At 36.0% G+C, this 14,406-nt stretch carries 14 protein-coding genes and 1 pseudogene; 3 read left to right on the plus strand and 12 right to left on the minus strand.

Annotated features, from left to right (window positions below; translation table 11 throughout):
* Nucleotides 1-154: 154 nt before the first annotated feature.
* The 3 genes from D8M04_RS03215 to D8M04_RS03225 form a co-directional block, all read right to left on the minus strand.
* A complete protein-coding gene (locus D8M04_RS03215) occupies nucleotides 155-2,275 on the minus strand; it encodes a glycoside hydrolase family 3 protein (RefSeq protein WP_246001097.1) in 2,121 nt (706 codons plus the stop codon).
* A gap of 394 nt (nucleotides 2,276-2,669) precedes the next feature.
* A complete protein-coding gene (locus D8M04_RS03220; protein ID WP_121521693.1) occupies nucleotides 2,670-3,149 on the minus strand; it encodes a GNAT family N-acetyltransferase in 480 nt (159 codons plus the stop codon).
* A gap of 254 nt (nucleotides 3,150-3,403) precedes the next feature.
* The gene (locus tag D8M04_RS03225) at nucleotides 3,404-4,372 is read right to left on the minus strand and encodes a DMT family transporter (RefSeq protein ID WP_121521353.1); all 969 of its coding nucleotides are present in this window, start codon (nucleotides 4,370-4,372) and stop codon (nucleotides 3,404-3,406) included.
* 144 nt (nucleotides 4,373-4,516) lie between these two features.
* Here D8M04_RS03225 and D8M04_RS03230 point away from each other — a divergent pair, with 144 nt between their 5' ends.
* A complete protein-coding gene (locus D8M04_RS03230; protein ID WP_121521355.1) occupies nucleotides 4,517-5,395 on the plus strand; it encodes a LysR family transcriptional regulator in 879 nt (292 codons plus the stop codon).
* A gap of 598 nt (nucleotides 5,396-5,993) precedes the next feature.
* Here the strand turns inward: D8M04_RS03230 and D8M04_RS03235 are convergent.
* The 4 genes from D8M04_RS03235 to D8M04_RS03250 all read right to left on the minus strand — a co-directional run bounded on the left by D8M04_RS03235 (nucleotide 5,994) and on the right by D8M04_RS03250 (nucleotide 8,176).
* Nucleotides 5,994-6,557 carry a DUF6434 domain-containing protein gene (locus D8M04_RS03235; protein ID WP_121521358.1) on the minus strand — a complete coding sequence of 188 codons (564 nt, stop codon included), beginning with the start codon at nucleotides 6,555-6,557 and terminating at the stop codon, nucleotides 5,994-5,996.
* Nucleotides 6,554-7,426 (minus strand): metallophosphoesterase, encoded by an 873-nt coding sequence (locus tag D8M04_RS03240; protein WP_121521360.1) that lies wholly within the window; start codon nucleotides 7,424-7,426, stop codon nucleotides 6,554-6,556. Before D8M04_RS03240 ends, D8M04_RS03235 begins: the two co-directional genes overlap by 4 nt.
* A 231-nt stretch (nucleotides 7,427-7,657) precedes the next feature.
* On the minus strand, nucleotides 7,658-7,963 hold the full coding sequence (locus tag D8M04_RS03245; protein WP_121521362.1) for a spore coat protein: 306 nt from the start codon (nucleotides 7,961-7,963) through the stop codon (nucleotides 7,658-7,660).
* Nucleotides 7,964-8,176 carry a hypothetical protein gene (locus tag D8M04_RS03250; RefSeq protein WP_121521364.1) on the minus strand — a complete coding sequence of 71 codons (213 nt, stop codon included), beginning with the start codon at nucleotides 8,174-8,176 and terminating at the stop codon, nucleotides 7,964-7,966.
* Nucleotides 8,177-8,432: 256 nt separating this feature from the next.
* Here D8M04_RS03250 and D8M04_RS03255 point away from each other — a divergent pair, with 256 nt between their 5' ends.
* Nucleotides 8,433-9,290: a manganese catalase family protein gene (locus tag D8M04_RS03255; protein WP_121521370.1), complete on the plus strand. Its 858-nt coding sequence runs from the start codon at nucleotides 8,433-8,435 to the stop codon at nucleotides 9,288-9,290.
* A gap of 137 nt (nucleotides 9,291-9,427) precedes the next feature.
* Here D8M04_RS03255 and D8M04_RS03260 read toward each other — a convergent pair whose 3' ends face one another.
* The 3 genes and pseudogenes from D8M04_RS03260 to D8M04_RS03270 all read right to left on the minus strand — a co-directional run bounded on the left by D8M04_RS03260 (nucleotide 9,428) and on the right by D8M04_RS03270 (nucleotide 11,837).
* Complete coding sequence (locus tag D8M04_RS03260) at nucleotides 9,428-10,414, minus strand: acrylyl-CoA reductase family protein (protein WP_121521694.1); 987 nt, start codon at nucleotides 10,412-10,414, stop codon at nucleotides 9,428-9,430.
* Nucleotides 10,415-10,884: 470 nt separating this feature from the next.
* Nucleotides 10,885-11,358 carry a DinB family protein gene (locus D8M04_RS03265; protein ID WP_121521372.1) on the minus strand — a complete coding sequence of 158 codons (474 nt, stop codon included), beginning with the start codon at nucleotides 11,356-11,358 and terminating at the stop codon, nucleotides 10,885-10,887.
* Between the two features lie 88 nt (nucleotides 11,359-11,446).
* Nucleotides 11,447-11,837, minus strand: a pseudogene (locus D8M04_RS03270) (VOC family protein).
* Nucleotides 11,838-12,060: 223 nt separating this feature from the next.
* Between D8M04_RS03270 and D8M04_RS03275 the strand changes: the two are divergent.
* Nucleotides 12,061-13,035, plus strand: a complete 975-nt coding sequence (locus D8M04_RS03275) for an LCP family protein (protein WP_246001098.1) — start codon at nucleotides 12,061-12,063, stop codon at nucleotides 13,033-13,035.
* Nucleotides 13,036-13,214: 179 nt separating this feature from the next.
* Here D8M04_RS03275 and D8M04_RS19885 read toward each other — a convergent pair whose 3' ends face one another.
* Nucleotides 13,215-13,397 carry a hypothetical protein gene (locus D8M04_RS19885; RefSeq protein WP_147436756.1) on the minus strand — a complete coding sequence of 61 codons (183 nt, stop codon included), beginning with the start codon at nucleotides 13,395-13,397 and terminating at the stop codon, nucleotides 13,215-13,217.
* Nucleotides 13,398-13,511: 114 nt separating this feature from the next.
* On the minus strand, nucleotides 13,512-14,051 hold the full coding sequence (locus D8M04_RS03280; RefSeq protein ID WP_121521374.1) for a GNAT family N-acetyltransferase: 540 nt from the start codon (nucleotides 14,049-14,051) through the stop codon (nucleotides 13,512-13,514).
* Nucleotides 14,052-14,406 lie beyond the last annotated feature (355 nt).

A 14,406-nucleotide genomic window follows, 5' to 3' on the forward strand; every position in this document is an offset into this window, starting at 1 on the left:
TTGCAACGGTTTAAAATTTCTGATTACTAAGGGTATGTTTTGGTTTGGTCTCTCAATCTCTCTTTGATAGAATATCGGCTCTTTCTCCATCTTTTTTTCATAAATAACCCCCTTATAGTTGGGGGGATTCCAACTATAAGGGGGGGTAATTTAATTATTCATACCTTAAACCATGACCAAGTTTATATACATTACCATCGCTATCTTTATAAGCGTAACTTAATCCTTCTGACATATATTTATCTTTATCGTATCCTGGTACGTCATTAGGAGATACACAAGAACCGTCCATTCTTACAGCAATTACATCATCACTTGCTGGTAATGTTAATGGAAGCACACCAACCGGTTGACTGTTTCCTGCCATTACTTCCATTTGTGCCTTAAAGAATGTATCATATCCAGCCACTAATGCATCTGCCAAAGGTTCTACATTTCCTAAAATCCAAGGTAAGATGATGTTCACACTGATAACAACTTTACCACCACGGCTGTGAACACTATCTGCCACTTCTCTCAAATGATCCATACCGGTTAACGTTGTTTCTTGGTATAAAGCACCATCTACAGCAGATAAAACTTTATCTTCACAAATCTCAAGTTCTAATAAGCCAGGAGTTGCATCAAAGTATGCACCAGATTTTGGCTGTAAGAATAAAATCGCTGTATCTGCTTCTTCATAGTTATCCGTTAAATCAAAGATTCCAAGCTCTTTCGCTTCATTTCTAGCTTGCTCCGTATAAGAAGTCGCCTTCTCGGTTTCTTTATGGAATACTTCCACGTATACTTTCTTACCATTTCGCTTGTCAGCAGTTAATGGTAATGTTTGATTAGAGTTTTTCAAAACAGTTACCGATTTCTTATGTGCTTCATAAGCTGCATCCCAATGCTCTTTCGTGCTCACAACCGCTGTTGCTTGTTCTGGATCATTGTAAGTTCTTTCATCAAAAATACCTAATGCAAACATTTCAGTTAAAAGACGCACGTTAGCTTCATTAATACGTTTTTCACTGATCCAGCCTTTGCTTACGGCAATTTTCAAGTTTTCTATATCATTTGAGTCAGCAACAATATCTGTACCGGCATTTACCGCTTTCGCAAAACGCTCTGCTATACTGCGGTCTTCCACACCCCAGCTCATATTATTTACGATACCGCTGTCACTATTAATATAGCCTTTAAAACCTAATCTTTCACGAAGAATATGCTGGATGAAATAATGATTGAATGCAAATCCTACTTCTTCAAATGGAATATCATTTCCTTCAAATTCTTGTACCACACTCTTCTTAATGCTTGGAATAGAGTAGTAAGGCATAATGGATGATGTTCCATGCTCTGCTGCTGCTCTAAATGGCGGCAAATGGTATTTCTCTAAACTTCCTGGTGTTGGATAAAGATTCCATTTCCCTTCTGCATAGTGAGGGTCAAATCCATTTTCTCTCGCTCCACCACCTGGGAAGTGTTTCGTTGTCATAGCAATGCTGTTTTTGCCTATTTCAGATCCTTGGAATTCATCAATAATACGACCGATTGCATCAGAGATAAATTCTGGATCTTCCCCGAATGTACCATATGTACGCTGCCATCTTGGATCAGTAACGACATCCGCCATGTACATATACCCTTTTCGGATACCTGTTGCATCCCATTCTTTACGAGCGATACGAGCAAACTCACTAATTAGGGAAGCATCGCCTCCATTTTTAATATCCCCTTGCGCTGCAGCTGCAAGGCCAAGTGTTCCAGGCCAAGTCGAGAAGATACCGATTGCATCGTTCATACCGAAAACAGCTTCCGTATTTTCATTTCTGGAGTTGGATGTAACCAGGACGGGAATACCTAAGCGTGTTTCCTCTGCTACTTCATTCATAGCATTAATCCACTCTGCCATTTCAGATGGGCTGTAATTATCCCTTAAAATAAAATGACGAAGGTGCATGTTTTGAATCGTATGAGTTGTTCCAAAAATCTTAGAAGCAGCGAAAATGGTTTCTCCTTTTTCGATTACGCTTTCATCTAGGACGCCATTATGACTTGTCTTGTTCTTATCTTCTTGTGCAAGTCCCATTTTTCTAGAGTTAATCAGCATCATCCCGATTTTCTCATCAATATTCATTAAAGAAACTAAGTTTTCCGCACGTTCCTTTGGACTTAAACGCCAATCTTCATACGGGTCAAGTTTCCCATTATTATTTAAATCCTTAAATTGTAATTGATCCACTTCAATCAATTTCTTCTTTCTTACCTGTAACTCTGGTTGTTTTTGGCTCACGTTTATCCTCCTAAGTACTTTAGTTCCTATTTTCCCCATAAAAGAATATGTATACTCATTCACTCATGCTTCTTTTTAGAAAATGGATTTCTTGGTTAGTATAGCATGATAATGGTTAATTTGTCGTGTTTTCAGATTACAAAAAATAATACTAAATCGTGAAATGATAAACATTATTGAATAATAGCATAGATACTAATGGAAAAATAGAATCTCAAAATAAAAGTTCATGCAGCGCATTGACTGTGTGTTAGCACCGCAAGCGGAGACCCCAACCCTTGAACGAATCGTGAGTTAGACAAGAATCACGTCCCCGCTTACTATTCTTATATTCTACTCAAGTTCTTCTCGTTAAGGGTCTGATAGCCTGTTACCTGCGATAAAGTATGTTACACTAGGTTAACTTTTTTATATACCATGTATCACATGCATTATGTTCTGTTTCATCGAGTGGTTTTTCAAGCTGTTGAAATCCAAATTTACTGTAAAGAAGATTTGCTGTTTGAAGAATTTCCAATGTTTCTAAGTAACAATATGTATAGTGCTGTCGAGCGAAGTCTAATGCTACTGTCATCAACTCCTTCGATAGACCCTTTCCTTGTGCCTCAGGTACAATGTATAGTTTTTGTAACTCGCAAACCTGTCCCTTTATACCAAATGGTGCAATACCCACTCCACCAACTACTTTATCCTCATCATTTACTGCAACCCAGTACTTAGCATTATTTAGCTTTTTGTAGTATTGTGCCAAACTGCTCAGCTGGGGATCAAAATAGGCAGTTCCCGGAATGTTTAAGTTAAATGACTCCAAAGATCGTTTAATAATGTGCTCCATTGACTGATTATCTTTTTCTTCTATTTCACGAATATACAACTTTTTAACCTCCCATTTATGTAGTGTTTTCATTTAGACTAGGCTCCAATTTTCTGAATAGTGTATCATTTGCGAATTGGATAGATTGAAAGTCTGAAGAGCAGCTGCATTGGATTTTGTTCTGATTATATTTATCAGAGCTGACCTTCTTTCTATTAATTTTCTTAATACTAATTATCTACTAACGATATTACAAAAATAAAAATAGGAAAACCACTATCATGGCTTTCCTATTAAAAATATTAAACAAAAGTCTATGAAACACGGTGCCGTAATTTTGCTCCAGCCCTCTTCCTTGCTTCCTTCTTTTGAATCATTCGTACGAAAATATTATTAGATAAAAGAGAAACTATAATAAAGAAGGTGCCAACAAGGTCAAACACTGTAATATGATTTCCTTGTACAGTCGAAATGACAAGAGTAGTGACTGGTACAAAGTTTATGAATAATAATGCATTTAGTGGTGAAAGAATGCTTACACCAACATTCCAACCAACTAACGCAATTACACCTGGAAATATTATCATAAATAAAAGTTGTGGACTCACTGTTTGTACGACTTCTAAGGTTGGAACAGATATGTAACCAGTCATTGTTAGTCCAATAACAATAATCAGGGCAGTAAGCGTTCCAAGTAAACAACTTAATGTTGAGTATCTTAAAGCAGACCAACCACTGAACTTACTGCCACCCATTGTATATACGACCCAACCGATCACAGCAATAAAAATAAGCAAGGAAGGAATAATATCATCCGATGCTCTTATAAAAGCTCCAATATCACCTTTCGTAATCACTAACATTGCTCCAATAAATGATACGAAAACACATAGTAAAGTGAAGCGATGTGGGCGGCTTCTATAAATCACCCATGCAATAACTACGGAAATCATTGGCATTAGTGCCTCCATTACAGATGCAACCATTATCCCTGGCTCACCTAGTAAATCTTCTCCCCAGAAAATAAATAAATTATAGACTGTAAATGCCATTGTACCGAAAAACCAAAGCTGAAGACCTTTTCCTTCGAATTTGAAAGCCTTCTTGCCTTCTCTCCATAATAAAATCGGCACTAAAATAATCGTTACAGCTACGTAACGAATGATAGTAAAATAAAAAGGATCAATATGCTTAAAAGCTGAATGGGCAACTGGAAACATGGCCCCCCAAGAAGCAGCAGCAATAAAGCATAAAATCGCTCCAATTAATACACTATTTTTCATTTCCCTACCTCCTACTGCATTTCTAACATATCCATAATCTCTCATTTTTTAATATCTTGTAAAGTGAATAAAAATAATGATATCCATCATTTTTCGTGATATCATGTTATTTACCATGATAATAGTAAAGAAGGCGGGAAATCGATGGAGTTTAAGGATCTAGAAATCTTTCAAATGGTTGCTGAGAAGGGAACCATCACTGAAGCAGCTAAAGCTTTCAATTATGTGCAATCCAATATTACTTCAAGAATTCACAAGCTTGAAACGGAGTTAAATACCCCTTTATTTAATCGACATCACCGTGGGATGAGCTTGACACCTGAGGGGAAAAAATTACTATCGTATAGCAAAGAAATTTTGATTTTGACAAATGAAATGAAAAAATCCGTTCAAAATAAACAAGAACCATCTGGAAAGTTAGAGATTGGAACAGTTGAAACCGTTATTCACTTACCAAGAATATTATCTAGCTATGTGAAGAAATATAAAGATGTGGATTTATCGGTTTACACTGGTGTTACGGAAAAATTAGAAGAAGAAGTATTACAACACAAGTTGGACGGAGCTTTTGTTACAGAGGCAGAATTCCATCCTGACCTTGCATCGCATGAGGTGTTTCAAGAGGAGCTTGTGTTGATTTCAGATTTGCACGCTTCTTCACTGGATGAGCTGAAGAAAAAGCCATTCTTATGCTTTAGTGAGGGCTGTGGATACCGTGCAAGATTAGAAGATTGGTATAAAGATCAAAATATTGCTCCAACAAAAGTGATGGAATTCGGTACATTAGAAACCATCTTACGCAGTGTAATAATGGGACTTGGTATTACATTTGTACCAAGGTCAGCAGTTAATCATCTAGAGAAAAGTGGACGCATCCAATGTCATACACTTCCAGACCAATACAGCAAAATTAAAACGGTATTTATAAGAAGATCAGATAATTACCTAACCTCATCAATTGAAAAATTCATTGAAACCATTGAAATGAATAAACAAGTGTCCTTCGAGCCTGTGAGCTTTTAATTCCAAGTGACACTTAGTTTAAAGGGTATAAACTTCGGAAAGGTTCCGAGCTTATACCCTTTAATTTTAACTACAACTAAAACTAAATTTACTATACATTACTTCTTTATGAGATGTTGTTTTGATATAACTTTCCAGCCATACCAATATAAGAAGCTAAAACAGTAGCAGTGATTACAATCCCCACTAAACCATGGTAAAGTACTGCAGTATTTATTTTCGAGATGCGAATCCCGCTCCTACTATTACTCCTATAAAAGCAAATCCTTTTCTTAATATATCTTTCATTTATAACTCTCCTTCTGGTAGTACCTTGAAACAAGCTTAATCAACGCAAAAAAGACAGAGCTCTGGCATTATTAATCCCCTCCCTGTCCCTTTATCTGAAAGTTGTCATGTAAGAAGTAGTTCTCTAGTGATAAAAAACCCTTCTTAACAGAATGAAGTAAGTGTTATGTATAATCAATGACTGTAATTTATATTCGATTTCGACCTTTCAAAAATTAACTGCAATATAAATCAAGCAAATATGTACTAACTATTTTATCAAAAATTACGTTTCACACTGGGTATTTCTATTTTCACTGTTTCTTAAGGTTTATATTGGTTTATATTTATTACTTCCAGGTAATTTCTTAATTTCATTCCAGGCTGCAATGGCATCATTGCGACTTCTCCCCTTATTCTTTGGATCCGCGAAAAAATCACGGATATATTGATTATATTCAAATTGGGGTGCTATTTTTTTCTTGTAGGAAGGATCTTTCTTTCGTGCTTCTTCCTCATGCCATGCACTCACAGCATCACGATATGTTTTTCCAACATTGTCTTTAAAGTAATTTTGGATATATGTAGAGAAATGAAAGTTAGGAATGATAGACTTGAAAAATGTCCTAACATTCTGACTGCATCGATGGTTTTCAGTAATAACTGTATCAAGACTTAGGATTGTTTCAAGGGGTTTGGTGCTTCTCCTAGATTTTCTAACTGGTTTCTTAATTTCTCCTGTTTGGAGAAATGTTTCGATTCTATCATTTATCTCGATTTTTGTTCCTGTAGCACTCATTCCATTCTCCCTGCAAAACAATTGCAATTCTTCTTTTAGCCAATAATATTTCCTGAATTCTTCCACACTCAAATCCTTTGTCAGTTTTGGTCTCAACGTCCATTCTCCTTTGCCAGCAATTTCACAACCATAACTTCTGGTCTATTGAATATTCTAATTGGAATGATACTATTGCCCAGTCCCCTATTTACAATCATGGTTGTATTTTCATGGTGATAGGAACCAGATGTATAAAATGGCAACAATCCTTGATTCGGTGCAATTATTCCACCAAAAAAGGGAATTCTAAATTGTCCGCCATGAGCATGACCTGAAAAGACTACGTCAAATTCATATTCCTTATAAAGAGGAAATAACTCTGGTCGGTGAGACAACAGAATTCTAAAAGATGCTTCTTTCTCAACATTTTCGATGGCTCTTTGGATATTTACTTCAGCTTGCGCTTTATCGGTGTTAACCTCTTCTTTATTCACCGGATCATCGATTCCTATTAAATGTATTACATCCTTTCCAACGGCGATTTCCGATATTGTATTCCGAATAACGTGTACTCCTATATCTTTCAAGTTCTCTTCTAATAATTGGAATCTTCCTGAGCGCCATTCATGATTGCCAGTAACATAATATACAGGAGCTATCTGAACCAATTCCTCCATTAAAATAAGACTGTGCTCCATGTCCTCCTCATCACTCTTTGAATCGATTAAATCTCCTGTGAAAACAATCAAATCTGGTTGCTGTGACTCTACTTTATGTACTAATCTGACTTGCTCTTCACCAAAGGATTTACTGTGCAGGTCTGACAATTGGACGATGGTATAACCATGAAATGATTTAGGCAGTCTATCAGAATGAACACTAAATTCACTTGTGACAAGAGAGTTGTTTTGAAAATAAAAATACACAATAAATAGCAGCAATCCACCTAACAGGAGAATGCTTCTTATTCTCACTTTATTCTTCAATATGTATCTCAACCTTTATCTGATGAATAGTTTAGAAGTGAAACATCCATCCCTTCCTATTCTATATTAACACACCCCCTTTCCAATTTTTTACAATATAATCGACGAGCTCTTCTAATTGCTTCTTTTTTTAAATTTTTCTCATCTCTTATGATTCTAATTACTTGTATGAAGGAGCCAAAAAAGCGCATAGACAAGTTATGTCTAATGCGCCTTGATTAAAGAAATATATTATTTGCTATCAGTTGGCATTTTCATAGCTAAATCGGCTTTTTTACAATCATGCTCGACTTGTTCTTTTACATTATAAGCATGATACATTTCATTCTCGATCATATAAGTTGCAATTTTGTGATGAAGATCAATTGCATCATCCATTTGTTTTTTCAATACCTTATGAATTTCAGGACTGGCTGTTTCTGTAATTGCCACAGCATAGTTTCTTACTGCGGCCTTGGCAGATACTAGTAAATCAGTAGCAATCACTTCATCATTTATTAAATCTTGGTTACTTAATTTATCCAAAATGCTTGCCATTTAGATTGCCTCCTTATCTGCTTCTTCAAGAATTCCTTTTAATTCATCAATTGCTTTCTGTGAAGCTTTTACGTCTTCTTCCAACAATTTTCTGAGCTCTTTATCTGCTACCAGCCCTTGCATCATCGAGGATTTTGCTGCACTTGCTGTTTTTACGGTAAGAACTTCATGAACCTCTAGTACCTCATGGGGAGCATACTTTTTCTTTGCCATAGACAATAGCCTCCTTCATTACTTAAAAAATACTGATATTTTACTTTACCACCTAACTGAACTACCCAAACCCTTTAAAGAAAATCTCTAATAAAACATACCTTGGAACTACAGTCTATTGGTATATTATTAAATGACCTTCCTTTATATATTTGAAAGAGTATTTTATCTAACATAAAAACAAGCTGAATATCCAATCTCTTATTTAGGCAGAATAAGGGAGAATTATAAAAAGATGTGAAAGCGAGGGAACTCAGTGTATTTTTACAGGGAAGATTTGATTAATATGATTGTACCTGACAAGCCTGATCCAGTTGCAGCAAAGGTAATGCAAGAAATCCTAGGTGGGCACTTTGGGGAAATGCGGACCATGATGCAGTACTTTTTCCAGAGTTCGAATTTTCGCGGAACGGAAAAGAAATATCGTGATTTGCTTCGTGGGATTTTTTTAGAGGAAATTGCGCATGTGGAGCTTGTGCAGACAACCATCAACCATTTGTTGAATGAATCCGGAGAGCCGGGAGCAGGAGCGGAAAGCCCAAGTGGTGCGCCCTTGTCAAGCCCTGTACAGCAAGGCGCCAATCCTCATCATTATATTATAGGTGCACAGGCTTCTCTTCCGGTGGATGCAGCTGGTAACCCATGGAATGGATCTTGGGTATACAGTCACGGGAATTTGATTGGAGACTTATTGGATAACCTTAATTTAGAATCAACTGGTGTTCTGCAAAAGTCAAGAATATATGAAATGAGTTCAAATAAAACGTTTAGAGAAACACTTGCATTTTTAATTGTTCGTGACAATGCGCATCAAAATGCGTTTGCCAAAGCCCTTGAAACCCTTGGAGTAGATTGGGCGAAGTTGTTCCCTGTTCCGAACTATGATATTAATAAATACCCAGAATGCCGGAAATATGTTGAAATGGGCTTCCACAATGCACAATTTAATTTCAGACTGGATGATACCTTAATTGCAGAGGTTTTCTCTGGGAAATCTCCAAGTAGAAATGGTGGGGAGCTTCAGGTTACTCCACCACCGCAGGGGAATCCATTACCAGTAATGCCTGAGCTTCCAAATGAACATTCCCCAGGAACAAGTGATATGAATAGATAATTAGATAGGTTATTGTCCTTAAAATCCGTACTACTTCCTCTTAAAAAAATAGTACGGATTTTCTATGACGTATTTTGGTATTTTAACAATCACTGTTGCTTTAGTTTGCTGTAGAGCCTGAAATATTATTTTCCTCATTAAAGTTTAACCAATGTTCTTCCACGGACTTTACCTTCTAAAATCCTCCCAAGCACTTCTGGGAGCTCTGTTAATGAAACTTCAGTAACCATTTCTTCATTTAAAGCAGATGGTTTAAGATCATCACCGAGGCGGCTCCATGCTTCTAACCTCTTCTCCATTGGGTACATTACGGAATCAATACCAAGCCAGTTAATATTTCTCGCGATAAACGGGATTACTGTTGTTGCTACTTCTACTCCACCGGCTAATCCGCAGGTTGCGACAGATCCGCCGTATTTTAATGTGGAAAGGATATACTGCAGCGTTTTGCCACCTACAGGATCGATAGCAGCAGCCCATTTTTTCTCACGTGTTGGTCGTGAATCTGTATCGATGATCTCGTTTCGATGGATTATTTCTTTTGCTCCCAAACGTCTTAAATAATCTTCTTGGTCTGTTTTTCCTGTACTTGCTACCACTTCATAGCCTCTGCCAGCCAGCATATTGACCGCTATACTGCCTACACCACCTGTAGCACCTGCTACCAAAACTGGACCATCGTCAGGTTTTAGTCCAATATTTTCAAGTTTTACAATGGATAATGCTGCCGTTAATCCTGCTGTCCCAAGAATCATTGATTCTTTTAACGATAACCCTTCAGGAAGAGGAACAACCCACTCAGCAGGTACACGTGCTACCTCACTAAATCCGCCCGAATGTCCAGTGCCTAGCATGTAACTGGTAACAATCACTTCATCCCCTTCTTTATAACGTTCGTCTGTTGACTCTAGAACTGTTCCCGATAAATCAATTCCCGGTATTATGGGATAGGATTTAACCATCTGATGCTTAATTCCTACCAGGCCATCTTTATAATTGACGCTAGAATAAGCAACTTTAATAGTCACTTCACCATCTGGCAGATCATTTGTTGATAATTGTTTTACACCCAAATTCTTTTGGTCTCCAATATTATCTAGTACCAAAGCTTGAAAGGTATCCATATCTACCATCTCCCTTACCTCTATTTATCCATATCGTAACATATTCAGTTGGAAAAATAGTAATAGATAAGGGAATGATTTATAAATAGATATTAACTTAACTTTTTTTAAATCAAAATACATACTGCATAAGAAAAATTGCGTTTTTAATGTTCACTTATTCCTGTTGCAAGCAATAACAGAATAGCAAAAACTAACACAACTCCATTTCATATTGAAAATATGACACGTTTGTATACTATTCAAGAGCACATAGCAAATATAATACCAATAACGGATAAAATACTAAAAACAGTAATCCTAAATATATATCTGCATAAGGTCCTTTTTGAATATAGAAAAATACTTGTTATGACTGTTAATTAGACAATACACTTAATATATATCCTGCTTTCTTTACAATTTGAACTCCTCTAAATTATATTTTTACTGCCGAAAATAAACAAAATCTAAGTATGTTTCTTATTGGATTAAGAGATTAGCCCCCTACCTATAAAGTTAGCAGAAACTGGCTTTATTCCGATTTCCCTTGCCCATATCGATAATTGCCCAATATGGTGAATCTCATGAGCAATGATATGTCGCATGATTTCCCCCCAAGTATCTGTCACAATCTTCCCATCTGATAAGGTATCGTAAAACAAACGGTTCTCCATACTTGTATCCCATTGATTCACAAAATTCTCCACTTCTATATGAAATTGCGCATCCAATTCTCGAACTTTATTCAAGCTTTGATAATGAATAAAATCCTCTTGATAATCTGCTTTGTCTTGCATGAGGCGAATCCAGCTCCATTCCACATCGACTATATGGAAAAGGGTATATAATATACTTCCCACCCCGCCCGTTCTGTTTTTTAGAAGTTGTTCCTCACTTAAATTTTCACACCAATGATACCATTCTTCTCTAACCTTCCAGTTGTACTTAAAGAAATACTGCAAAAAAAGATCCCCCTTATTTATAAAATACTATTATCTTATAAAAATCCCCTTTTTGTAGGACACTAATAGATTGTCTTACCAACTGCACTTAATTATTACCAATTACTTTAATTCGTTCTTCTTCCTCTGCTTTGTCCAAGTATTCAAAGAAACCTAGAAGATTTCCCCAATGGATCTGAAAATGTCCCCCATTTTACAGGCACTTCTTCCCTGGAATGTACTTCAAATTTTTCTATGTTCAATTGTTTTACCAGTCTATCCCTTTCCCGTTCTATATCTGTTACACCTAATTGAAAGGAGCCACTTGCTTTTGTTGGCTCTCCTTCTACAAGTTGTAACCAGCATCCTGAAATAAGTTCCCATTCCATAATACCTTTGTGGGGTACAAAGTCTGGTTGCCTATTTAATAAAGTTTGATACCATTTTTGTCCTCCTATGATGTCCTGTACTCTTACTTGATTTGTTATTTCAATAATCATTTTTTCCTCCAAATTTAATAATTTTCATGATGTGAGACAGATAAACAAACAATCTGGTCGCCTGATTCTCTTAAAGTATATAATCTTTACATTGTATTGCAAATAGTCTATATAATTGATATATTTTTACTTAAGATTCCTTTATAGTTTTTATAAGTAAGACATGGCTGTAAAAGTTGGATATTGGGGATACTTAAATTTTTTTGAAAGGGATTAAACTATCGTGAAGAATAAAACAATGGATTCAAGAAAGAAGAGAAAGAAGAAGAAATCAAAAAGAGTTCTTTTTTTTGTATTATTGTCGATCACTATTCTTTTCCTCTCTCTAGCAAGCTATGCCACATATTTGTATTTTAAAGCGGAATCTGTGTTTTCAGAATCCTACGCTGAAACGACTAGAGATAAATCCAGCCTTAGAGATGTTAAAGTTGATCCTAAGTTTGATAATATCTCTATTCTCATCATTGGAGTTGATGAAAGTAAAAACAGAAAAAACGCCGGTAACTCTCGGAGTGATGCATTAATGCTTGCTACCCTAAATAAAGATGAAAAAAGCGTTAAACTATTGAGCATTCCTAGAGACTCGTATGTACATATCCCTGGATTGGGGTATGAAACACGTATAAATCACGCATATCAAAGTGGCGGTACTGAAGGAACGATTGAAACGGTGGAAACTCTTTTGGATGTGCCAATAGACTATTATGTTAAATTAAACTTTGAAGGGTTTGTCGATGTAATTGATTCAATAGGAACAGTAAGAGTTAATGTTCCTTATGAAATAACGGAAGGGAGTTATTACGGAACAGCTAAGGTTCATCTGGAACCGGGAGTACAAAAATTGAACGGAGAGGAAGCTCTTGCTTTTGCAAGGACAAGGAAACAAGATAACGATATTGAGCGAGGAAAGCGTCAACAAGAAGTTGTAAAGGCTACTGTTCAGGAAGTAACATCATTAGATTCCTTATTTAACTACGAAAAAATTATAGAGGCTGTTGGTGACAACATGACTACAGATCTTAGATTTGATGAAATGAAAAGCTTTATTACTTATGGGATGGAAGGGTCTAATCTAAATTTCGAAACGTTAACTCTTGCAGGAACCGATTATCAGCCTGGTAACATGTATTTTTGGAAGCTGGATGAAGAAGAGCTTGAAAACACAAAAAGAGAGTTAAAAGAACACCTTGAATTGTGATAAAACTAGTTGAAATTTCTAGTATTAATATAAGTAAGCGCTACCAATATATAAAGAATCCATTTTGAAAAACTTTAGCAAAATGGATTCTTTAGAGCAGATACACATACCATAATTTAATTATCAAAAGCATCTTTTACTTTATTCGATATCATATGTTTTGACATGGACTCTTTGTCTTATAAATCATCAACTTTTATATCCGATAATTGAGCATTTTCCTGGGAACTTTTTATTTTCCTTTCCATTTCCTCCATTCTTTTTTCTAAATCACTGCTGTTTATTTCTTCTTTACTGAAATAGCTAAAAAGTGCAGAGATTATAATTCCAAGCCCTAGGCCCAGAAACATACCTGCTGCCACCTCATCAATTGCTAGTCCGATTCCTATTCCTGTCAGCAAACTACCTGGAATGAATAAACTTTCATTATTAGCTAGAATTGCTATCTCCCCCTAAAAATAGATTCATATAGAATTTTAGCCCCATTCCTTCGCTAAAATCCCATAGATAACTTGGTCTTCGTATCTGTCCCTTATCCATTCTGCCTGTCTAATTCTTCCTTCTTCTAAAAAACCTAATTGTTCAGGCAATGCTCTGCTCCGCTCATTCCCAACTGCAATATACACTTCAATCCGGTTGAGTGATAGCTCTTTAAATCCATAATCTAAAATAGCTTTACATGCTTTGAGCATAATGCCTTTACCTTGAAAGTCTTTTCCTAACCAATAACCTAACTCCCCTACCCTATTCACTGTGTCTACTTCATTAAACCCAATCGTACCCGCCATTTTCCCTTTATAATTAATGGCAAACCATTTAGGGCTATTTTCTACTACCTCTTCCATTCGTAGTTTTAAACTTATATTCGTATCTTCCTCGTTTTCTACTGATCCAACCCAGGCGATCCATCGCTTTAAATGCTCCTTTGAATTAATTATTAAATGATAATACTCCTCTGCATCATCCTCCGTAAACATTCTTAAAGATACATCATTATCAATTATATGTTCTGACATGACACTTACCTCCTGTAATTACTATTTAAGTTTTGTGGTTAAAGGAATTATTTTGATACTGATGAATTTTTAAATGATGTTCTTCAAGATGCAATAACTGATATACTTCATGAATGATAAAGCAGGCTGTACTTTTAACAGTTATTCCCTCTTATGGCTTCACCAGATTACACCACAAAATGCAAGGTCTGCTGATTTTGCCATTTTTACATCAAACATTTTGTATTCAAAATCCAATAAGAGCTGCTGAAACAATGAGAGATTTAATGGATTGGACGATGAAGTTAATGAAAGGAATCAAAGGCACTTTGCCCATCTCGGTGTAAGATGCATTTGGTTACTTAGACTCTATTTT

Source organism: Oceanobacillus piezotolerans (assembly GCF_003665065.1).
GTDB classification, from domain to species: domain Bacteria; phylum Bacillota; class Bacilli; order Bacillales; family Amphibacillaceae; genus Oceanobacillus; species Oceanobacillus piezotolerans.

What these genes read in the sequence shown, in the direction of transcription:
- D8M04_RS03225 (WP_121521353.1), bottom strand. Translation starts at nt 4,372, where the DNA reads ATGAAAAATAGTGTATTAATTGGAGCGATTTTATGCTTTATTGCTGCT.
- D8M04_RS03230 (WP_121521355.1), top strand. Translation starts at nt 4,517, where the DNA reads ATGGAGTTTAAGGATCTAGAAATCTTTCAAATGGTTGCTGAGAAGGGA.
- D8M04_RS03245 (WP_121521362.1), bottom strand. Translation starts at nt 7,963, where the DNA reads ATGGCAAGCATTTTGGATAAATTAAGTAACCAAGATTTAATAAATGAT.
- D8M04_RS03250 (WP_121521364.1), bottom strand. Translation starts at nt 8,176, where the DNA reads ATGGCAAAGAAAAAGTATGCTCCCCATGAGGTACTAGAGGTTCATGAA.
- D8M04_RS03260 (WP_121521694.1), bottom strand. Translation starts at nt 10,414, where the DNA reads ATGGATACCTTTCAAGCTTTGGTACTAGATAATATTGGAGACCAAAAG.
- D8M04_RS03280 (WP_121521374.1), bottom strand. Translation starts at nt 14,051, where the DNA reads ATGTCAGAACATATAATTGATAATGATGTATCTTTAAGAATGTTTACG.